The sequence below is a fragment of the Neisseria macacae ATCC 33926 genome, assembly GCF_022749495.1.
Taxonomy (GTDB): Bacteria; Pseudomonadota; Gammaproteobacteria; order Burkholderiales; family Neisseriaceae; genus Neisseria; species Neisseria macacae.
Genome location: NZ_CP094241.1, coordinates 1,212,457 through 1,233,557, shown reverse-complemented (window position 1 = coordinate 1,233,557; position 21,101 = coordinate 1,212,457). Strand labels below are relative to the sequence as shown.

Here is a 21,101-nt window from a genome sequence, read left to right as displayed (position 1 = left end):
AGGGTCGTCTGAATTATGAATCTTCCGTCCGAATGCCAAGACATTGACTGGCAACAAGGCTGGTGGCAGCCTGCGCGCCGCGCGTTTTCACCAAACTTCGAACCGCGGGCAGAATCAGAAACCGTGTCGCTGGTGGTTTTACACAATATTTCGCTGCCGCCTTTCGAATATGGGACGGGCGCGGTGGAAAAACTGTTTACCAACCGCATCGACCCCGATGAACATCCGTTTTTCAGCGTCATCCACACCTTGCGCGTTTCCAGCCACTTTTTGATTACCCGCGAGGGCGAGGCGGTGCAGTTCGTTTCTTGCGACGATATGGCATACCACGCAGGCGTATCGTCGTTTCGCGGACGCGAAAAGTGCAATGCGTTTTCGGTCGGTATCGAATTGGAAGGCTGCGATTTCGAACCGTTTACTGAAGCACAATATCAAACGCTGGAAACTCTGTTGAAAGCGTTGGTTGGGCATTATCCCATCACCGCCGTTACCGGCCATCAAGACATTGCGCCCGACCGCAAAACCGATCCCGGCCACTTTTTCGATTGGCAAAGATTGCAGGCGGCAGGTTTTCCAGTTGTCCGTTAATCGCTCAAAAATGCCATATAGCATTTTTCAGACGACCCTGCCCCATTTTGAGCTATCATTCGCGGCATTTGCTGTCAGAAAAGTTTATTTTCGTTATAATCGAGCATCCATACGGGACAATCCGTGTCCGACTCCGACGAACTTACTCGCGGCAATACGATTCCGCATACGCCCAAAGGCAAACCACCCCGGGCAACGAAGACGGAATGCCGCTCTTACAAAAAAGTGATTACCCATGATTTTCATCGTCTTAGGCTTGGCAGTCATCCTTGCCGTCATCGCCTACAATATGTACCAAGAAAACCAATACCGCAAACAGGTGCGCGAGCAGTTCGGCCACTCCGACAAAGACGCGCTCCTGAACAGTAAAACCAGCCATGTGCGCGACGGTAAAGAATCCGGCGGCAAAGGCCTGTTCGTCAAAAAAGCGAACAAAGCCCAAGAAGCCGCGCTGCGCAATCTGCAAGAACAAGACGAAATCTTCGCCGCCAAAGCCAAACTCGCCAAACCTTCCGCCATCAAAACCGATGTCGAGTTGGCGATTGAAGACGACTTTACCGACGAGCCGGTACAGCATACCGTCATCGGGCTGAACAACGAAATCACCACCCAAACCGCCAGCGACGAGCCGGTCAACCTGCCGTCCGCCGCCAACCAACCTTTGGTCAGCTTGGACGAATTGTCTCAAGTCGAATTGCCGTGGTTTGACCCGCGCTTCGACTACCTCGCCTACATCGCCCTCTCTGAAGCGCAAGAGCTGCACGCCCTGCCCCGCCTGTCCAACCGCCACCGTTTCCAAATCATCGGCTGCACCATGGACGACCGCTTCCAAGTTGCCGAACCGATTCCGAGCGTGTATTACCAAGGTTTCGTCGTCGGCCTGCAAGCAGTCAGCCGCAACGGTTTGGCAACCCAAGAAGAATTGCAACAGTTCAACCAACAGGTTGACACCTTCGCCCAACTGATGGGCGGCAAAGTCCTCCACACCGATTTGGCGGCATTTACCGAAGTCGCGCAGGCATTGGATACCTTCTGCGCCCGCGTCGATCAAACCATCGCCATCCACTTGGTTTCACACAGCAACATCAGCGGCGTCGAACTGCGCGCTTCTGTTGAAAACCTCGGTTTTGTGTTGGGCGAAGACGGCGCATTCCACTACACCGGACAAACCGGCAGCCCGATGTTTGCCATCCACAGTCTCACAGGCGACGCGTTTACCAACGCCCTCTTGGACAACCAGTCCTACAAAGGCTTCAGCATGTTGCTCGATATCCCGCACGCACCTGCCGGCGAAAAAACCTTCGACCTCTTCATGGACTTGGCGGTACGCCTCTCCGGTCAGTTGGGCTTGGATTTGGTCAACGACAAAATGGAAGAAGTTTCTACCCAATGGCTCAAAGACATTCGCAATTACGTCTTGGCGCGTCAGGAAGAAATGGTCAAAGTCGGCATCAAACCCGGCAGCAAACAAGCCCTGCGCCTGTTTTCCTAAAATCAAATGTAATCAAAGCGGATATGTCGTTACGGCATATCCGCTTTTTTTCGGGTAAAATTCATCTGTTTTCAACCTATCATTTTTCAGACGACCTTTGTCCGTATCAGACGAAGGTCGTCTGAAAACCCTCCTTCATGAATCAAACCGCACAACACATCCGCCACCTTACCGACCTCCTCAACCGCTACGCCTACGAATACTACACCCTCGACGCGCCCAGCGTGCCCGATGCCGAATACGATAAATTGTTCCGCGAACTCGAAGCGTTGGAACGAAACCATCCCGAACTCAAACTGCCCGACAGCCCGACCCAGCGCGTCGGCGGCGAGCCTTTGGCAGGATTTGCCGAAGTGCGTCACGAAGTGCCGATGCTGTCACTGACCAACGCCTTCTCCCCGCAAGATGAAAACGGCGTGTTCGATCATGCCGAAATGTACGCTTTCGACCAACGCGTGCGCGACGGCTTGGACGGCGGCAATCCCGAATACATTATCGAACCCAAATTCGACGGCCTCGCCATCAGCCTGCTCTACCGCGACGGCGTATTGGTGCAGGCGGCGACGCGCGGCGACGGCACAACGGGCGAAGACGTTACCCAAAACGTCAAAACCGTCGCCAACATCCCCCTGCGGCTACACGGCGAAAATACGCCCGAACTCATCGAAGTGCGCGGCGAAGTGCTGATGCTCAAAGCCGATTTCGCCGCCCTCAATAAAAGACAAGCCGAAAACGGGCAAAAACCCTTTGCCAACCCGCGCAATGCCGCCGCCGGCAGCCTGCGCCAACTCGATTCGCGCATCACCGCGCAACGCAAACTGCACTTTTTCCCCTACTCCATCGCCCGTCAGCAAGGCGGTTTCACAGCCGAAGAACACATCCAAGAACTCGCCTATTTCCGAGAACTCGGCTTCAGCCTGCCCGATGGCAATTTCGGCTGTTTCAAAAATATCGACGAAGTATTGGCGTTTTACGAACAAATGCAGCAAAAACGCCCCGAACTGCCCTACGAAATCGACGGCATGGTCGTCAAAGTCAACAGCTTGGCGCAACAGCGTGAACTCGGCTTCATCTCCCGCGCGCCGCGCTGGGCGATTGCCCACAAATTCCCCGCCGAAGAAGCCCTGACCGTCGTCGAAGCCATAGACGTACAAATCGGGCGCACCGGCGCCGTTACCCCCGTCGCCCGCCTGCAACCCGTATTCGTCGGCGGCGTAACCGTCACCAACGCCACCCTGCACAATCAGGACGAAGTATCGCGCAAAGACGTGCGCGTCGGCGACACCGTCGTCGTGCGCCGCGCCGGAGACGTGATTCCCGAGGTCGTGCGCGTGATTTTCGAACGCCGCCCGATGCAGGAAACTACCGTTGCCGTTTCAGACGACCTCAAACATCAACAAGACGACCTGTTTGCCGAAACACCGTCTACCAATCAAACCCAATCCGTTCCGCTCCATAAGCCCTACCGCCTGCCGACCCACTGCCCCATCTGCCGCAGCGAAATCGAACGCGAAGAAGGTGAAGCCGTCGCCCGATGCAGCGGTGGCATGCTTTGTCAGGCGCAACGCGCACAAGGCTTAATCCACTTCGCCTCACGCAAAGCCATGGACATCGACGGCCTCGGTCAAAAACAAATCGAGCAGCTTGTCGCCCAAGACCTCGTCCGCCATTTCGCCGACCTCTATCGCCTCGACATCCTGACCTTGCAAAAAATGAAGGAAACGGCAGATAAAGCGTCGTCTGAAAACGAAAACGGCGACGCCGAAACGGTTTCAGGCGACCTGTCTGAATCCAACACCCAAAACGGCAAAAAACAACCGACCAAGTGGGCGGAAAACATTCTCGCAGGCATAGAAGCCAGCAAAACGCCCGAACTCGCCCGCTTCCTGTTTGCGCTCGGCATCCGCCACGTCGGCGAACGCACCGCCAAAACGCTGGCGCAGGCATTCGGTTCGCTGGAACACGTCCGCCGCGCACCCGAACCCATCCTCGCCTGCCTGCCCGACATCGGCACCGTCGTCGCCCGCTCCATCGCCCACTTCTTCGCCCAAGACGCGCAGCAGGCGATGATAGATGAGCTGCTCGCCGCAGGCGTTGCCCCGCAAACCCAAGCGGTTACCATCCCACCCGCCCGCCACGCCGAGCCGCAACGCTGGATTGCCCGCCTGCCCGGTTTCAAAATCAGCGAAAACAAAGCCCAAGCCTTGTGGGAACTCGCCGGCAAAAGCATAGAAGGCCTGCAAACCGACAAAGCCCTCCCCGCCGACTGGCAAGCATGGCGCAGCGAACCACAAAACGCCGCCCTGCTCGAAAACCTAAAAACCTTCTTCGCCCAAACGTCGTCTGAAAACCAAGAAGCAACGATTTCAGACGACGTCAACGAAGCCGTAGCAGGCAAAACCTTTGTGTTAACCGGCACCCTGCCCACCCTCAAACGCGACCAGGCCCAAGCCTTGATCGAAGCCGCAGGCGGCAAAGTTTCCGGCAGCGTGTCCAAAAAAACCGACTACGTCATCGCCGGAGAAGCCGCCGGTAGCAAGCTGGAAAAAGCCAATGCCTTGGGTGTGGCGGTATTGAGTGAGGAAGAGCTTTTGGCGATGCTGGATTAAGCATTTATTAAGGATATTCAAGGATATGACCGAGCCAATTTTCCGACTGTCCAAATCGTTGATTCTGTTCTCAATCAATTTGGCAACTTATCGGGGAATGAACACTCTAAATCTGTTGAACACCTTTTAAATGCCTTGCCTTTTTGCCGCCGACAATGTGGCAACCAAGTCAAACCTAGACAACCGAGGTCGTCTGAATTTTCGATTCGACAATCAAATAGAAGGAAACTGAATGAAACCGATCAAAAAAGCCGTTTTCCCCGTAGCCGGTATGGGTACGCGCTTTCTGCCCGCTACTAAAGCCAGCCCAAAAGAAATGCTGCCCATCGTCGACAAACCGTTGATTCAATATGCGGTAGAAGAAGCAGTAGAAGCAGGCTGTACCGAAATGGTGTTCATCACTGGCCGCAACAAACGCAGCATCGAAGACCATTTCGACAAAGCCTACGAGCTGGAAACCGAGTTGGAAATGCGTCAAAAAGACAAACTGCTGGAACACGTCAAAGACATTCTGCCTTCCAACATTACCTGTCTTTACATCCGCCAGGCCGAAGCTTTAGGCTTGGGACACGCCGTATTGTGCGCCCGCGCCGCAGTGGGTGACGAACCCTTCGCCGTCATTCTTGCCGACGACTTGATTGACGCGCCCAAAGGCGCGCTGAAGCAAATGGTCGATATCTACAATCAAAGCGGCAACAGCGTTTTAGGCGTGGAAACCGTCGACCCGTCGCAAACCGGCTCATACGGTATTGTTGAAGTGGAAAAACTGAAAAACTTTCAAAGAATTACCAATATCGTCGAAAAACCGAAACCCGAAGAAGCGCCGTCCAACCTTGCCGTTGTCGGCCGCTACATCCTGACCCCGCGCATTTTCAGCCTGCTGGAAAACCTGCCGCGCGGTGCGGGCAACGAAATCCAACTGACCGACGGCATTGCCCGCCTGTTGGATCACGAGTTCGTCCTCGCCCACGCCTTCGACGGCAAACGCTACGACTGCGGCAGCAAACTGGGTTATCTCGAAGCCACTGTCGCCTACGGCTTGAAACATCCGGAAACCGGCGCGCAGTTCCGCGAACTGCTGAAACAATACATCCCCCAATAAAGCAAATGACAAAAGGTCGTCTGAAAGTTTCAGACGACCTTTTTGTTTGTACGGATACACGGTTTTCTGTGTATAGTGGATTAAATTTAAATCAGGACAAGGCGACGAAGCCGCAGACAGTACAGATAGTACGGAACCGATTCACTTGGTGCTTCAGCACCTTAGAGAATCGTTCTCTTTGAGCTAAGGCGAGGCAACGCCGTACTGGTTTAAAGTTAATCCACTATAAAAACCAAAGTGCAATGCTTAAAGCTTAAAGCGGCCCCCGTAAATCTTCCTGCGTATTGCAGCTGAAAAAAACATGTTCCGAACCAAAATGCACCGATCTCGCCCGTTGCTGATGCAGCCAGCCGCTCAAGGTTTTCATCCCTGAATACAAATACGGGACGGTGCTTTGCAGGATTTGCGGACGGATATACATTACGTTGTAATGCGGCGTGACCGGTGTTTCCACATAAAACGCATTGCACAAAGGCGTGCGCTTGGAAACCGTTTCAAATTTCGCCACCAAATCAGGCGGCAGCGCAGGCATATTGCACGGCACCACCAGCAGCCAATCCGCCGCCGCAATCTGCAAATCATTGGCAGCCGTACACAAAGCCGCCAGCGGTCCCAAATGTTGCCATTGGCGCGAATCGGCAAAAATATGCGCACTACGGCGAGCATATTCCTCCAAATTCCGGTTGGCGCTGATGGCGATGTGTTCAACCTGCGGACGCAACGCTTCAATAACATGATCAATCAAAGGTTTGTCACGCCACAATACTAATCCTTTATCCGTCCCTCCCATTCGCTCTCCCTGCCCGCCGGCCAATATCAATGCGAAGGTTTTCATTTTGGTAGTCCTTTGTGAAGTCGCTGGTTTTGTGTGCCCATACTGTTAATCGGCTGATTCTTATGTTTTTAATTCATAGGTGTTATGTTCCTACCGATTCCCTGCGAAATCGGCACATCATCCCAGGTCGTCTGAAAAGACGGTTGCCCGCGATAAAATTCATATAAAGTGAATTTTATCATAACACGATTTTACATTAAAGCGCATATCGCCTCATTCGCACCAAATTCCCCTTCGGACAGGTTGTTTCCCCGCCTAAAGGATGATATGTTTATAACATTTGGCAACAAAACGCCCTTCCTTTATTCCATGAGCTTACGAACCCTATTTTCAGGCGGCCTGAGCCTGTCCTCACGATTAAAACTGCTGACTGTCTTATGGGTTGGTTCGGCTTTATTGTCCGTCATCCTGACCCTGATTTTATCGCTGAGGCTGGAAAACGCAGCCACCGTCATTGATGATGCCGCAAGCTTGAGAATGCAGGTTTACCGTTTGGCTTACATGGCCAGCGAACGCACCCCGCAAGCGCAAATCGACAACCAATTGCGCGAATTTGAAGGAACACTCCTGCGCATCACCCAAAGCGATGCCATCTATCCCCTGATGCCTTCGGAAACACCGCCGGCCTATGGTTTGATCCAATCCATGCTCTTAATCGACTGGAAATCAAACATCCAACCCGCGCTGAAACGTTACCGCAGACCGACGCAGATCGAACTCTACCGCTTTGCCGGCAATATCGAATTGTTCTTACAGGCATTGGAAAACGCCAACGAAAAAAACACCTTATGGCTGCGCCGTTTCCAAATGGCGATGATGCTGATGATTTTTGTCGCCGCAGGTTTAATGATCGTATGGCACTACGCTTGGATTATCCGTCCGCTTGAAACCCTGCGCGACGGCGTAGAAACCATCAGCCAAGGCCGATTCGGCGTACAAATCGATACCGAACAAATTCAAGAGTTTGCGCAAGTCAGCAAAGGTTTCAATCAAATGAGCAGTCGTCTGAAAGTCCTCTATACCGATTTGGAAGGACAAGTCGCCAGACAAACCCAAGACCTCGCCCGTCAAAACCGTGACCTGACCCTGCTCTACCAAACCACGCGCGACCTGCACCAAACCCTAACCCCGCGCGAAGCGGCAGAAGAATTCCTCGCACGGACCCTGCCTGCCGTTTCCGCAAGCGCAGGCAGCATCCGCCTTTTAGATAACGACCGTAAAAACACAAACCTTATTGCCTCCATCGGACTGTCTGAAGCCGAAGACAGAGATTCGGATACCGAACAAACCCAACCTGAAGAAGAAACACCCCTATTCAAACATACCGTCGTTTTCCCCATCACCTATCAAGAAGAAGAACTCGGCATCCTGACCCTATATTTTTCAGACGACCCCACACTTAACGACAACGACAACGAACTCCTGCGTACATTATGCGGTCAATTAGGTGTATCCATCGCCAGCAGCCGTCTCGAACAAGAGCGGCGCCTGCTTGCCGTACTCCAAGAGCGCAACCTGATTGCCCAAGGTTTGCACGACAGCATCGCCCAAGCATTGACCTTCCTCAATCTTCAAGTTCAAATGCTGGAAAGCGCGTTCCATGCCGACCAGAAAGAACAAGCCGAAGAAAACATCCGCTTCATCAAAGACGGCGTGCAAGAATGTTACGAAGACGTGCGCGAACTCCTGCTGAATTTCCGAACCAAAATCAGCAACAAAGACTTCCCGGAAGCCGTAACCACCCTGCTGTCCAGGTTTAAACGCCAAACCAAAATCAATGTAGAAACAGTATGGCAGGACGACGGCCGCACATTAAACGATGACGAACAGCTGCAAATCATCTTCATCCTGCAAGAAAGCCTGTCCAACATCCGCAAACACGCCAAAGCCCAACACGTCAAAATCAGCATGCTCAACCAACAAAACTTTACCCTGAGCATCGAAGATGACGGTATCGGCTTTAACCTGCAACACCTGCACAAACTCTCCGGCGAACATGTCGGACTCGGCATCATGCAAGAACGCGCCCGCCGCATCAATGCCAACCTAGACATCCAATCCCAGCCCGAACAAGGCACAACCGTTACCTTAACCTTACCGCAACACAAGAGAACGACCCATGACTATTAAAATCATCCTCATTGACGACCACACACTCTTCCGCAGCGGCATCAAAGCCCTGCTCTCCCGTCAAAGCGACTTCGAAGTCATCGGAGAAGCCGCCGACGGTTTGTCCGGCGTCAAAATGGCGGAACAGCTCAAACCCGACGTCGTCTTACTCGACCTTGACATGCCCGTCATGAACGGCCGCGAAGCACTGGCACAAATCTTGGGCGTCAACCCGAACCAAACCGTCATCATGCTGACCGTTTCCGAAGACAGCGACGACCTGACCGAATGCATGCGTATCGGCGCGCGCGGTTTTTTGCTGAAAAACATCAACGCCGACTTCCTGCTCGACAGCATCCGCAAAGCCGTGGACGGCGACAACGTCTTCTCTCCCGAAATGACCACCCGCCTCGTCCAATCCCTGATTTCCCCGTCCGCACCGCGCACCGACCAGGCACTCTCCACCCTTACCCCGCGCGAACTCGAAATCCTCGGCTACCTCGCCGCCGGACACAGCAACAAAGTCATCGCCCGCCATTTGGACTTGGCAGAATCCACCGTCAAAGTCCACGTCCAAAACCTGTTGCGCAAACTCAACCTCAGCAGCCGTGTCCAAGCCGCCGTTTACGCCGTCCAACACAAAGTCCCGCAGCCTGAAATCAACTAAACGGCTCAGGATATCGATGCCAAAGCGGTAAAACAAAAAAGGTCGTCTGAAAACGGATAGAACGAATTTCGCTCCAACGTTTTTCAGACGACCTTTTCCATCAAACAGGTGTAGAAATGAAGATACTGATTTATTCGGTTTTACTTCCCATCAGCTTGCTTGTCCTACCCCATCTCATCAGCTTAATGCTCCCCAAAACACACCGACTCAGCAAAACAACCATATTCGATGCACCGATAAACCGTGTCTACCAAACCATTACCGACAATCAACATTGGCAATACTGCTCTTCTTTGGACAATTTACAAATTATCAGCCAAAAAAAGACGAAAAAATAACCGCTCGAAAGCGGTTAGATTTTATAGTGTGGTGCGGACGGAGAGACTCGAACTCTCACACCTCTCGGCGCCAGAACCTAAATCTGGTGCGTCTACCAATTTCGCCACGTCCGCGTGATGAAACCGAGGATTATACACAAAGTATCCTACTCTGCAAACAACCTTTGGCTTGAAATTGCTTTATTCCGACCGATATAATGGCAGGTCGGTTATCTGCCGGAACACACTAATATCAAAGAGGAACATCATGCCTGTTTTACTGATTCAGGATTTTTTACAGACGCAGGGTTTGAAGCTGTCTTCAGACGACCTCCGTATTGCTTATCTGACCGCAAAGACGGTGATGAATATGGGCAATGCTTCGATTGACCGCTCGGTTTTGTGGCGTGAGGAAGACGGTTGGAAGCTGGCAGACCATATTGAAGAAACGCCTGAAAACGAAGTTTTGCTCAAACAGGTTTTCATGGCTTTGGATTCGGTATTCAGCCGTGCAACAGCCGTCAAAAGCGCGGCGGTTTACATCCACCTTCCTGGCGAACCGCATGCACTGCTGGTTCGTATCGCGGCACAAGGCGAGCCTTTGGAGAACCTGCTCGCGGTTCATGAAGAAAACGGTACGGTTTACCTTGCCTGCCGTACGGCGCAAAGCGGTTGGATGAATATTGCCAACGATATAGCTTATTGGCTTTCGCTGGACGAAATCCAAGGCAGCCGGAACGAGGGCAGCGGAAGCCAGTTGTCCATCCCTGTGGCAACGCAAAACGGCACGGTTTTGGGCGTGGTTCACGTTGAATTTGCCGATAAAGATCAAGCCGATGACGCAGCCCAAACAGATTGGTCGGCGCTGGCGTTGGCACTTGCCGAGCCGCTGAAAGCATTGGCAGGCATCGAAGACAAGGAAGAAGAACATGAATAATACCTTGAAATTCGTTGCTTCCTGCCGCCTGCCGACCGAATGGGGCGACTTCACTATGCACGGTTTTGAAGAACCGAGCGGACAAGAACACATCGCTTTGACGATGGGCGATTTTTCAGACGACCTCCCTGTCCTGACCCGCATCCATTCCGAATGTTTGACCGGTGATGCCCTGTTTTCCAAAAAATGCGACTGCGGCCCGCAGCTTGAAGCCGCGATGAAGGTGGTTCAACAAGAAGGGCGCGGTGTGATCGTTTATCTGCGTCAAGAAGGGCGCGGCATCGGTTTAATCAACAAAATCCGTGCCTACAAGCTTCAAGACGAGGGGATGGATACGGTCGAAGCCAACCTCGCGCTCGGACTGCCCGTTGACGCACGCGACTTTACGCTTGCCAAGCAAATCTACGACCATCTGAATATCCGTGCTGTCAAGCTGTTGACCAACAATCCTGAAAAAATTCAGACGTTGAAAAATGCAGGCATCAATGTTGTCGAACGTATTCCGCTCCATGTCGGCAAGAATGCGGAAAACGAACGATATCTGCACACCAAAGCCGATAAATTGGGGCATATGATTTTTGATTGAGATAATACTAAACTTATTTATTATTTATATTCAAATAAATATATTTATCTTGAAACAAACGGCTTGCCCTGATAGAGGTTTTTTGGTTTAATCCCGAGTTCTCGGGTGATTAGCTCAGTTGGTAGAGCGTCTGCCTTACAAGCAGAATGTCGGCGGTTCGACTCCGTCATCACCCACCAGGTTTCCTTTCATTGTTGCAAAACAATGATGCGCGGTGGTAGCTCAGTTGGTTAGAGTACCGGCCTGTCACGCCGGGGGTCGCGGGTTCGAGCCCCGTCCGCCGCGCCAAATTTTAAAAAGCACCGATTTATCGGTGCTTTTATTTTTGGTCGCTGCATTTTAAATATTGGGTACTCAATCTAAAAAAAGGTCGTCTGGAAACCGAATACAGTTTTCAGACGACCTTAATCTCAAAAAGCTTTATTTATGACCATATTCAGCAATATATTGGGCAATTGCAGCTTCAGGGTTAGCAGCGTTAATAAGTTGAGGTAATTCTACATAACCGTGTTTAACCAGATTTTTTTCACGCAAAGTATTACCGAACATGCCAAACGCAAGAAAAACACTGAAACCAAGAAGACTGTTGATTGCCCTCAACAATTCATTCTGACCAGCTAATAAACTTAACACAACAAACGTGACAAGAATTCTAATTCCCAAACCCCACATTTGTTTCACACAAGCCCACATAGCCCAAAAGAAAAATGCAGGCCAAGACCAGCCTTGTTTGACCGCCTCGTACTGGTTCATAGGATCTTTAAAAATCTTGTAAAGTCTCATTAAACACCTTGCCTTTATGCCTTAAAACGTTAGCGTCATGATTCTATCAGAATACATTAACAAGTTGAGTCATTACAAGATAAAAGGTCGTCTGAAAACCAAATGCAGTTTCAGACGACCTTTCATTTACTTACACAATCCCAACCTTATCACTCAGCCCAGTTTTTCTTCTTACTGGTCTTACCTATGCCCGGATTGAAACTGTTGGTCGGGTCGAGTTTGCGGTAGAACTGTTTGAGCGCGGGTTTCGCTTCGTATAAATGACCGACGTTGTGCTCGGCGGGATATTGCGCGCCGCGTTGGTCTAAGAGATGAAGCATTTCGTGTTCCAATGCCATGCAGTCGTTGCCTTTTTTGATGATGTAATCCTGATGGAAAACGTGGCACATGAAATGTCCGTAGTAGAGCTTGTGGATAATTTTATTGTCGATTTCCGACGGCAGTTTTTCAAACCAGTCGCGGTCGTCGCGGCGCAGGGCGATGTCTAGCGCGACCAAATCTTCCACTTCGTCGTCATGCACGGTGCGGTAGCGGATGGCGGCTGAGGCGACGGCAAAGCGGTGCAGCATGGCGGCTTGGGTTTCTTCGGCGTTGCATTCGAAAAACGCGCCGCTGTGGTGGGCAAAATACTCTTTCAAAAACGCGCGCGCTTCATCGACGCCTTTTCCGCCCATTTTCAGAATCAGATGGTGTTCGTATTTGTCGCGGTAATCGCGCATGGATTTGGGCAGGTGGTCGGGCAGATATTTGCTGACGAACTGCATGACCTTGTCGGAAAAATGTTTGGGCAGAAAGCTGACTTTTTTGCCGAATCGGTCAACTTTGGCTTTGAAATCAAATAATTTCGGCAGTTGGTGCGTGCCGAATTTTTTGATGACGTAGAACGTGTCTTTGCCGTACACATCGGCAATATCGAAAGCATGACGGTGGATGTATTCTCCAGAAACAGGTAGGCTTTCAAATTCGCCCAAGGCGGTGCGGCGGATGTCGGTCAGTTCGTTGATGTCGTTGGTGCCGATGTAGAACACGGCGGTTTGCTTCTCTTGCGGGAAAGTGTCCAAGCGGACGGCGAATACCATCAGTTTGCCCGCGCAACCGGACGCTTCGTAATGGCGCGCGGGGTCAGCATTGAAACGCGCGGCGGTCGGCTCGTCCACTTGGCGCACATGGTCGCAATAGGCGTGGTCGTGTCCTTTGCCTGCGTCTTGCGTGATGTCTTTTCTTTGATAGTGATGGCCTTGAAGATTAGTCAGGATTTCTTCGGGCGTGTCGCCCAAGTCTATGCCCAAATGGTTGACCAGCTCCAGTTTGCCCTCTTCGTTGATTTGGGCAAACAGCGCCATTTCTGTGTAAGCCGGGCCGCGCTGCACCAATGCGCCGCCGGAGTTGTTGCACACGCCGCCCAAGACGGACGCGCCGATGCAGGATGAACCGATGACCGAATGCGGTTCGCGCCCCAAAGGTTTCAGCAGCAATTCGAGCTGGTTCAGGGTCGAACCGGGCAGGCAGACGACTTGTTCGTTGTTGTTGATGGTTTGAATGATGTTCATCCGCATGGTGTTTACAATCACAATGTCGCGGTCATAATCGTTGCCGTCGGGGGTCGAGCCGCCTGTCAAACCGGTATTCGCCGCCTGTGTAATCACAATCACGTCCGCTTCGACGCAGGCCTGCAAAATTTTCCACATTTCCAGAATGGTTCCGGGGCGCACCACCGCCAACGCCCTACCCTCGCCGAAACGGTAGCCTTGGCGGTATTGTTCGGTTTTCGCGGGGTCGGTAATGATGTATTTTTCGCCGACGGTTTGGGTCAGGCTGCTGATTAATTGCGAGGCGTTCATGATGCGCTCCTTAGGGCTGGTTTTATTGGATTAAAATAGTGATTGTAGTAACGCGACACGGCAAAGTAAAGGTCGTCTGAATACGGTCCGGCAAGGAATACTGCAAATCATCCACATCATCCGTCCACACGCCCTACCCCTGAATTGGCCATTTTCCCCGCTATACACAATTTTTTTGCCGAACGGTGTGAACAGCCTGTGAATAAGTTCTATTACCTTTTGATAATCAAACAAAAAAATACAATGCTTAAAAAATAGGCAGTTTGTCGGTTTAGTCACATACCGTGTTTGCCTTTGTGTGTGCAGTCTGTGGAAAAGTCAGCTAACTTATTCTATTCTCAACCAAAATATTCAATGATTAAAAATTAGGCAATACGGCGTATAATCCGATTGATCAAACACACCCACTCAAAAATCCCGATTTTCAAAAAAGGAATAGAAATGCACACCCTTTCGGAACAAGTCCGCTTAAATGAGGCGCGCAAAAAGTTGGCAAAAAGCAGGTGTTGGGCGACGGGCTTGCTGCTTGCGGCGTGCGGGCTGTTTGCAACCTCCGCCGTTTATGTGCGCCAATATCCTTGGTTGGGATTTGTCAAAGCGTTTGCCGAAGCGGCGATGGTGGGTGCGCTGGCGGACTGGTTTGCCGTAACCGCGCTTTTCAGACGACCCCTCGGGCTGCCGATTCCCCATACCGCGATTTTGCCGCGTAATCAGGCACGCATCGGCGATGAATTGGGGCGGTTTATCGAACACAATTTTTTGCAGGGCAAACCCATCGCCATGCGTATTTATCAAGCGCAGCCCAGCGATAAATTATTGAAATGGCTGGACGGCGAAGACGTGAAATCGCACTGGCTGCCGTGGCTTTCCAAGCAGATTCCGACCCTGCTTGCCATCGCCAAACCGGAACAGACGGCGCGTTTTACGGCAATGCTGCTGGAAGAACGTTACAGCGGCGGACAAATCGGCAACGCGCTTGCCGACGGTTTGCGGCTGCTGAAAGCGCAAGGGATGCACGAAAAAGCGTTTGAAAGCCTGCTCCGTCAGATTCGGCGTTGGCTGAAAACGCCGGAAACCCGCGAAATGCTGGAGCAGAACCTGCGCGAATGGGCAGCGAAAATCGAAGGCGGCAATCCTGGAACTTGGGACAGGCTTAAAGCAGCGGTGAAATCAACCTTGGTGGAGAAAGTCGATGATTGGGCAGCAGAAAAAGCGTTGGCATGGATAGACGGCTATTTGGCAACCGCAGACAAGCAGGATAACGCGCTGCGCCGACAATTCTTGGTGCAATACGACGAACTGACCGAACGCCTGAGCACATCGCGCCTGTGGCACCGCCGCCTGGACAAATTCAAAAAACAGCTCGCGCAATCGCCCGCCCTGCAACGTCAAATCATGACCTTATGGCGCGGCATTCTGGACTGGGCGCGGGAAGATGTGGAAAAACAAGATTCTTTGTGCCAAGCGCAACTGGAAAAGCTGCTGAACCATATGCGTTCGCAAGCTCAGGCATACCCGCAATTTATGCGTCGGGCGGATGTGCGGATTTCGCTTTTGGTTCGGGATTTTGTGATGCGTTATAAAGATAAGGCCGCTTTGTTCGTCTCGGACAAAGTCAAAGGCTGGGACAGCCGCCTGATGGTGGAAAAACTGGAATTGAGCGTGGGCAAGGATTTGCAATATATCCGCATCAACGGCACGCTCGTCGGCGGATTGGTCGGACTGGTGATTTATACGGTATCGTTGTGGCTGGCGGGATAGTATGCAAAGAGGTCGTCTGAAAAGCCCAACGGCGCAAAAAGCAATCGGCATTTTATCCCTACTTTGTCCGTTTATGTCGATTGAGGTCGATTTTTTCAGACGACCCCTTGCCTTTTCCGACTGTAAAATATCAATAACGCCATTTGCCTAATTTGATAAAATTACGGACCGAATTTGTGCCTGCCTGCTAAGGATGGTCTGTAAAACAGGTCGTCTGAAAATTTCCCGACCGCTTTTGACGGCTTGAATGTGGATTTCGCAGGCGGATATGGACGGCAGCTTCAAGTCCATTACGCCGTTCAGACGACCCCTATTTAAGATTGATATGTATAAGTTCCTCCCTATTGTCCACGTTTTGTCCAGACTGGGGCTGCTGTTTTCCATGGTGCTCGCAGTACCGACGCTGATGTCGTATTTTTTTCTGGACAACGCGTTTCCGGCGTTTGCCTACACGGCTTTGGCGACAACGCTGACCTCTTGCGCGGTTTGGCTGCTGACCTTCCATTTCCGCCGCGAGCTGCGCCCGCGCGACGGGTTTACGTTGGTTTTGATGTTGTGGCTGGCGTTTGCGCTGGTGGCGGCGATGCCAATTTATATTCACATCCCGGGCATCAGTTTTACCGATGCGTTTTTTGAGGCGATGTCCGGACTGACGACGACGGGCGCGACGGTCATGACGAGCTTGGACACGCTGGCTCCGTCGGTGAATTTTTGGCGGCATATGCTCAACTGGCTGGGCGGCATGGGTATCATCGTGCTGGCGGTTGCGATTCTGCCGATGCTGGGCGTGGGCGGAACGCAGCTCTTCAAGGCTGAAATTCCGGGGATGGACAAGGAAAGCAAGATGGCGCCGCGCATTTCGCAGGTGGCAAAGAAGCTTTGGTTCTTCTATACGATGACGACGGCGGCGGCTTTTCTGACGCTGCATTTTGCGGGGATGAGCTGGTTTGACGCGCTTTGCCATGCGATGTCGGCGGTGTCGCTGGGCGGTTTTTCGACACACGATGCCAGCATCGCTTATTTTGATTCGCTGACCGTCGAATGGGCGATCATGTTTTTCACGCTTTGGGGCGGTGTGAATTTTGCCACGCATTTCACGGCGCTGACACGGCGTTCGCTCAAATCCTATTGGCAGGACGAGGAATGCCGCGTACTGCTGGTGCTGCTGGCAGGCAGTATTTTGATGTCGGCGGTGTATCTGTGGCAGAAGGATTTTTATGCAACCTTTGGGGATTCGCTGCGTTTTGTCAGCTTCAACTTTGTCTCCATCGGACTGGCAAGCGGTTTTTCCAACACGGATTTCGCGCAATGGCCGCTGATCGTGTCGCTGTGGATGTTTTTCCTGTCCAACCTGTTGGCAAGCTCCGGCTCTATGGGTGGCGGCATTAAAAACGTGCGGGCGTTGGTCTTGTTCAAATTCAGCCTGCGCGAGATGATGATTCTGCTACACCCGAAAGCGGTGCGCACGGTCAAGGTCAACGGACGCATGATTCCCGACCGCATGGCGCTGACGGTGATGGCGTTTATTTCGATTTATTTCATGACGACGATTGTGTTCAGCTTTTTGCTGATGGCAAGCGGGATGGAATTTATCTCCGCCTTCACCGCCGTCATCGCGTGTATTACCAATGCAGGCCCGGGCTTGGGCGAGGTCGGACCGGCGGGCAGCTATGCGGTATTGAGCGATGTGCAGAAATGGCTGTGTTCGGCCGTGATGCTGCTGGGCCGCTTGGAGATTTTTACGGTGTTGATTTTGCTGACACCGGCTTATTGGAAAAAATAAAGACAGGTCGTCTGAAAACGGATTTCGGGTTTTCAGACGACCTTTTTGTTATAGTGAATTAACTTTAAACCAGTACGGCGTTGCCTCGCCTTAGCTCAAAGAGAACGATTCTCTAAGGTGCTGAAGCACCAAGTGAATCGGTTCCGTACTATCTGTACTGTCTGCGGCTTCGTCGCCTTGTCCTGATTTAAATTTAATCCACTATATCAGGTTTGCCGCATTCTGACGGATGCGTGCAAAGCGGCAAGCCTTGAAAAGGAGCGGCTCTGCGTTAAACTGCAAGAGCAAAACAAGCAACGCAAAGGAAAATACGATGGATATCCTTACCCGCCTTCAAAACTTGCCGCCGAGCAAGTTTCATTACAGGCTTTTGGTGCTGGTCGGTATCGGCTGGCTGTTTGACGCGATGGATACCGGGCTGGTGTCGTTCATCCTGCCCGAGCTGGGCAAAGACTGGTCGCTTGAGCCTGCGCAATTGGGCTGGATTGTCAGCATCTCCTTTGTCGGCATGGCATTGGGCGCGGTCATCAGCGGCTGGTTTGCCGACCGCTTCGGCAGGAAAACCGTTTTTGCCGGGACGATGGCAGTGTACAGCGTAGCAACGGGTTTGTGCGCGTTTGCACCCAACCTGTCCGCGCTTTTATTTTTCCGCTTCTTTGTCGGCGTAGGGCTGGGCGGGCAGCTTCCCGTTGCGGTGTCCTTGGTCAGCGAATACGCGCCGCCGAAAGTACGCGGACGCTTTATCGTGTTGCTGGAAAGTTTTTGGGGGCTGGGCTGGCTTGCCGCAGCACTCGCTTCCTATTTCTTTATTCCCAAATTCGGCTGGCACAGCGCATTTTTAATCGGCGCGCTGCCGATTGTGTATATCCCACTGGTGTTGAAATTCATACCCGAATCCGTACCCTACCTGCTCTCGCAAGGCAAAACGGACGAAGCGCACCGGCTGGTCAGCCGCTTGGAAGAAGAAGCGGGAATGACGCCCGCCGCAACGGCCATCGCACCGCCGCAAAAGGAAAAACAGCGCATCCGCTTCAAACAACTATGGCAACAGCCTTTCGCACGGCGCACGCTAATGCTGTGGCTGGTCTGGTTCGGCATCGTCTTTTCCTATTACGGCATTTTTACTTGGCTGCCGAAACTCCTGGTCGAACAAGGCAATACGGTGGTCAAAACCTTTGAATATGTGCTGGTGATGATAGTCGCGCAACTGCCCGGCTACATCGCGGCGGCGGCATTGGTGGAAAAAATCGGGCGCAAAGCGACTTTGGCGGGCTTTCTCGCCGCCTGTGCCGTCTGCGCGTGGTTTTTCGGACAAAGCAGCAGCGCCACCGAAGTCATGGCATGGGGCAGCCTGATGTCGTTCTTCAACCTCGGCGCATGGGGCGTTTTATACACCTACACGCCCGAACTCTACCCCCTCCGCTTCCGTGCCTTCGCCTCCGGCTGGGCTGGCGCCATCGGACGCGCGGGCGGCATCCTCGCGCCTATGGTGGTCGCCAAAATGGTCGGCGGCAGCAGCGGATTCGGCAATATATTCATGATGTTCGCTGGCGTAATGATGCTGATTGTATTGGTGATTTTGGCTCTAGGCGAAGAAACCAAAGGCAGGACGCTGGAAGACATCAACGGATAAACGCCGTTTTTCAAATCATCCCGCCAAATAAAAGGTCGTCTGAAAGTGTCACTTCACCAAAGTCAAACAACACTTTCAGACAACCTATTTCATTGAAATCCGGCTACGCGCCCTATTCCGCCCAAATTACCGTTTCCGACGCATCGCGGCGCGGTTTCGGGGTAATGTCGCGCACACGGTAGCCAAAGGTTGCGGCGACGGACAATCCGTAATGTTCAGGGTCGAGCAATCCGTCTTCGGCAAGGATTTTTTCCACTGCGGCATACTCCATGCCTTCGATGGCGCAAGAATCAATGCCGAGCATTGCTGCGCCGGTAAGCATATTGCCCAGCGCGATGTAGGTTTGCTTGCTTGCCCAGTCAAACAGGGCGCGTTCGTCGTCGGCGATGGGCATATCGTGGGTTTGGAAACGGCGGTAGCGTTCAAATGCGCCCGCCCGTTCTTCGGCGGTCAGACCGCGTCTGTCCATCAATTCTTCAAAAGCGGGGCTGTCGTAGCGGGCGTGTTTTCGAGCCAACAGGAAAACGACGTGGCTGGCATCCGAAATGGAAGCCTGCATCCCCCAGGCGAAGGGTTTGATTTTTTCGCGCAATGTCGTGTTCTGTACGACCACAAACTGCCACGGCTCGCAGCCGACGGAGCTGGGCGAGAGGCGTCCGAAGTCAAGGATGGCGGCAAAATCTTCGGCACTGATTTTGCGCGCAGGGTCGTAGTAGCGGACGGAAACGCGGCGTTTGAAAATTTCGAGGGCTTGTTCGCGGGTCAGTATCATGATGATTCCTTTGATTGAGTATGGAAGGGACTTCCTTTCGGACAATCAGAATGGTCAAACGTTCGCAAAGATTGCAACACCAGCGGCAGCGAAACTGTTTGACGGTTGTGTGCAGAAAGATAGGCAGCGTTAATCAGCTCCAGCGATTTCAAGCCTTCGCGTCCATCGACAATAGGCTCGGCTTTGCCGCGCAATACATCGACAACATTTTGATAATACAGCGGATGCCCGAAACCGTACACCGACGTGGTTTCGTAATTGGCGGTTTTGACCTGTTCGTCGTAATCACGCTCGTCGGCAAAATTCCACTCCTGAATTTCGTTCACCGCCATGCCGCCGATGCGTACCGTGCCGGTTTCGCCCAAAATGGTAATCGAGCCTTCGAGGTTTTTCGGATAGGTGCACATGGTTACTGCCATCGAGCCGAGCGTGCCGTCGCGCCAACGGAGGTTCATCACGCCCGTGTCTTCAGCTTCAATTTTGCGGTGGGTCGCAATCATCGCCTGCACTTCCGCCACTGGGCCGATAAGCCATTCCATCAAATCGACGTAGTGGCTAGCCTGATTCATGAACGCGCCGCCGTCCATCTTCCAAGTGCCGCGCCAACCGCCTCCTTGGTCGTAATACGACTGCGGGCGCGTCCAAAAAACATTCAAATGCACCATATAGATTTTGCCGAAGCGTTGTTCTGCGACCGCGCGTTTGAGTAGTTGCAGCGTGGCGTTGAGGCGGTTTTGTTTCACGACAAACAAGCGTTTGCCCGCTTTGTCGGCAGCTTGAACCATAAGTTCGCCGTCAGTAAAGCAGGTTGCCATCGGTTTTTCGGTGACGACGTGAAAACCCGCTTCCAACGCCTCAACCGCCTGTTCGGGATGCAAACCGGACGGCGTGGTGATGACGATTACGTCGGCATCGATTTCCGCCAACATTTCCGTATAGCGGGCATAGCCTTTCGCCCCGGTGCGTTTGACCGCCGCTTCAAGCGCGGCAGGATCGATGTCGCACACGGCAACGAGTTCGCAATCTTCTTGCAATACTTCAAACGAGCCAAAATGGTTGTTGGAAATACGGCCGCAGCCGACTAAGGCGAATTTGATTTTGCGGTTTTGAATGGTTTCAGACATTTTCAGACGACGTATATAGTTATAAAAAACGGAAAAAGATTATAGATAAATCAGCCCTCAACCGATACCTAAAATCATGAAAAATTTGACGGGGCGGCAAGATATGGGCGTGCTTTCCGCCGTCGGCCCTTTCCTTTCAAACTCAGGCTGATATGAAGTTAA

Annotated in this window: 16 protein-coding genes, 3 tRNA genes and 1 pseudogene; 14 read left to right on the top strand and 6 right to left on the bottom strand. The window is 52.3% G+C overall.

Annotated elements, in window-relative coordinates:
- Positions 1 to 15 precede the first annotated feature (15 nt).
- The 5 genes and pseudogenes from ampD to MON40_RS13525 all read left to right on the top strand — a co-directional run.
- Positions 16 to 588: a 1,6-anhydro-N-acetylmuramyl-L-alanine amidase AmpD gene (ampD, locus tag MON40_RS06005; RefSeq protein WP_003778317.1), complete on the top strand. Its 573-nt coding sequence runs from the start codon at positions 16 to 18 to the stop codon at positions 586 to 588.
- A 235-nt stretch (positions 589 to 823) separates the two neighbouring features.
- Complete coding sequence (locus MON40_RS06000; RefSeq protein ID WP_003778316.1) at positions 824 to 2,080, top strand: cell division protein ZipA C-terminal FtsZ-binding domain-containing protein; 1,257 nt, start codon at positions 824 to 826, stop codon at positions 2,078 to 2,080.
- 137 nt (positions 2,081 to 2,217) lie between these two features.
- Positions 2,218 to 4,689 (top strand): NAD-dependent DNA ligase LigA, encoded by a 2,472-nt coding sequence (gene ligA / locus MON40_RS05995; RefSeq protein ID WP_003778315.1) that lies wholly within the window; start codon positions 2,218 to 2,220, stop codon positions 4,687 to 4,689.
- Between the two features lie 232 nt (positions 4,690 to 4,921).
- Positions 4,922 to 5,791, top strand: coding sequence for a UTP--glucose-1-phosphate uridylyltransferase GalU (gene galU / locus MON40_RS05990; RefSeq protein ID WP_003778314.1), 870 nt, complete (start codon positions 4,922 to 4,924; stop codon positions 5,789 to 5,791).
- A 71-nt stretch (positions 5,792 to 5,862) separates the two neighbouring features.
- Positions 5,863 to 5,925 (top strand): annotated as a pseudogene (locus tag MON40_RS13525) (transposase); the annotation flags it as partial.
- Positions 5,926 to 6,044: 119 nt separating this feature from the next.
- On the opposite strand, the gene MON40_RS05985 reads toward MON40_RS13525, so the two are convergent.
- The gene (locus MON40_RS05985; protein ID WP_003778310.1) at positions 6,045 to 6,626 is read right to left on the bottom strand and encodes a molybdenum cofactor guanylyltransferase; all 582 of its coding nucleotides are present in this window, start codon (positions 6,624 to 6,626) and stop codon (positions 6,045 to 6,047) included.
- A 309-nt stretch (positions 6,627 to 6,935) separates the two neighbouring features.
- Between MON40_RS05985 and MON40_RS05980 the strand changes: the two genes are divergently transcribed.
- Positions 6,936 to 8,756 carry a histidine kinase gene (locus tag MON40_RS05980; RefSeq protein ID WP_039863021.1) on the top strand — a complete coding sequence of 607 codons (1,821 nt, stop codon included), beginning with the start codon at positions 6,936 to 6,938 and terminating at the stop codon, positions 8,754 to 8,756.
- Positions 8,746 to 9,402 carry a response regulator gene (locus MON40_RS05975; RefSeq protein ID WP_003760231.1) on the top strand — a complete coding sequence of 219 codons (657 nt, stop codon included), beginning with the start codon at positions 8,746 to 8,748 and terminating at the stop codon, positions 9,400 to 9,402. Before MON40_RS05980 ends, MON40_RS05975 begins: the two co-directional genes overlap by 11 nt.
- A 367-nt stretch (positions 9,403 to 9,769) precedes the next feature.
- Here MON40_RS05975 and MON40_RS05970 read toward each other — a convergent pair.
- A tRNA-Leu gene (locus MON40_RS05970) sits at positions 9,770 to 9,854 on the bottom strand.
- Positions 9,855 to 9,987: 133 nt separating this feature from the next.
- Here MON40_RS05970 and MON40_RS05965 point away from each other — a divergent pair.
- The 4 genes from MON40_RS05965 (at position 9,988) to MON40_RS05950 (ending at position 11,530) form a co-directional block, all read left to right on the top strand.
- Positions 9,988 to 10,656, top strand: coding sequence for a hypothetical protein (locus MON40_RS05965; RefSeq protein WP_003778305.1), 669 nt, complete (start codon positions 9,988 to 9,990; stop codon positions 10,654 to 10,656).
- Positions 10,649 to 11,242 carry a GTP cyclohydrolase II gene (gene ribA / locus MON40_RS05960; protein ID WP_003778303.1) on the top strand — a complete coding sequence of 198 codons (594 nt, stop codon included), beginning with the start codon at positions 10,649 to 10,651 and terminating at the stop codon, positions 11,240 to 11,242. The genes MON40_RS05965 and ribA overlap by 8 nt, the downstream gene beginning before the upstream one ends.
- A 103-nt stretch (positions 11,243 to 11,345) precedes the next feature.
- Positions 11,346 to 11,421 (top strand) — tRNA-Val (locus MON40_RS05955).
- A gap of 32 nt (positions 11,422 to 11,453) precedes the next feature.
- Positions 11,454 to 11,530 (top strand) — tRNA-Asp (locus tag MON40_RS05950).
- A gap of 132 nt (positions 11,531 to 11,662) precedes the next feature.
- Here MON40_RS05950 and MON40_RS05945 read toward each other — a convergent pair.
- On the bottom strand, positions 11,663 to 12,025 hold the full coding sequence (locus tag MON40_RS05945; RefSeq protein ID WP_003778300.1) for a DUF2628 domain-containing protein: 363 nt from the start codon (positions 12,023 to 12,025) through the stop codon (positions 11,663 to 11,665).
- Positions 12,026 to 12,174: 149 nt separating this feature from the next.
- Positions 12,175 to 13,866 carry a D-lactate dehydrogenase gene (gene dld / locus MON40_RS05940; protein WP_003778298.1) on the bottom strand — a complete coding sequence of 564 codons (1,692 nt, stop codon included), beginning with the start codon at positions 13,864 to 13,866 and terminating at the stop codon, positions 12,175 to 12,177.
- A gap of 441 nt (positions 13,867 to 14,307) precedes the next feature.
- On the opposite strand from dld, the gene MON40_RS05935 reads away from it, so the two are divergent.
- The 3 genes from MON40_RS05935 (at position 14,308) to MON40_RS05925 (ending at position 19,043) form a co-directional block, all read left to right on the top strand.
- Positions 14,308 to 15,627: a DUF445 domain-containing protein gene (locus MON40_RS05935; protein ID WP_003778296.1), complete on the top strand. Its 1,320-nt coding sequence runs from the start codon at positions 14,308 to 14,310 to the stop codon at positions 15,625 to 15,627.
- Positions 15,628 to 15,952: 325 nt separating this feature from the next.
- The gene (locus tag MON40_RS05930; protein WP_039862975.1) at positions 15,953 to 17,410 is read left to right on the top strand and encodes a TrkH family potassium uptake protein; all 1,458 of its coding nucleotides are present in this window, start codon (positions 15,953 to 15,955) and stop codon (positions 17,408 to 17,410) included.
- A gap of 313 nt (positions 17,411 to 17,723) precedes the next feature.
- Entirely contained in the window at positions 17,724 to 19,043 is a 1,320-nt protein-coding gene (locus MON40_RS05925; protein ID WP_039862973.1) for an MFS transporter, read from the top strand.
- A 112-nt stretch (positions 19,044 to 19,155) separates the two neighbouring features.
- Here MON40_RS05925 and MON40_RS05920 read toward each other — a convergent pair whose 3' ends face one another.
- Complete coding sequence (locus MON40_RS05920) at positions 19,156 to 19,815, bottom strand: NAD(P)H-dependent oxidoreductase (RefSeq protein ID WP_003778288.1); 660 nt, start codon at positions 19,813 to 19,815, stop codon at positions 19,156 to 19,158.
- Positions 19,812 to 20,939: a Gfo/Idh/MocA family protein gene (locus MON40_RS05915; RefSeq protein WP_003778285.1), complete on the bottom strand. Its 1,128-nt coding sequence runs from the start codon at positions 20,937 to 20,939 to the stop codon at positions 19,812 to 19,814. Before MON40_RS05915 ends, MON40_RS05920 begins: the two co-directional genes overlap by 4 nt.
- Positions 20,940 to 21,101: the final 162 nt, after the last annotated feature.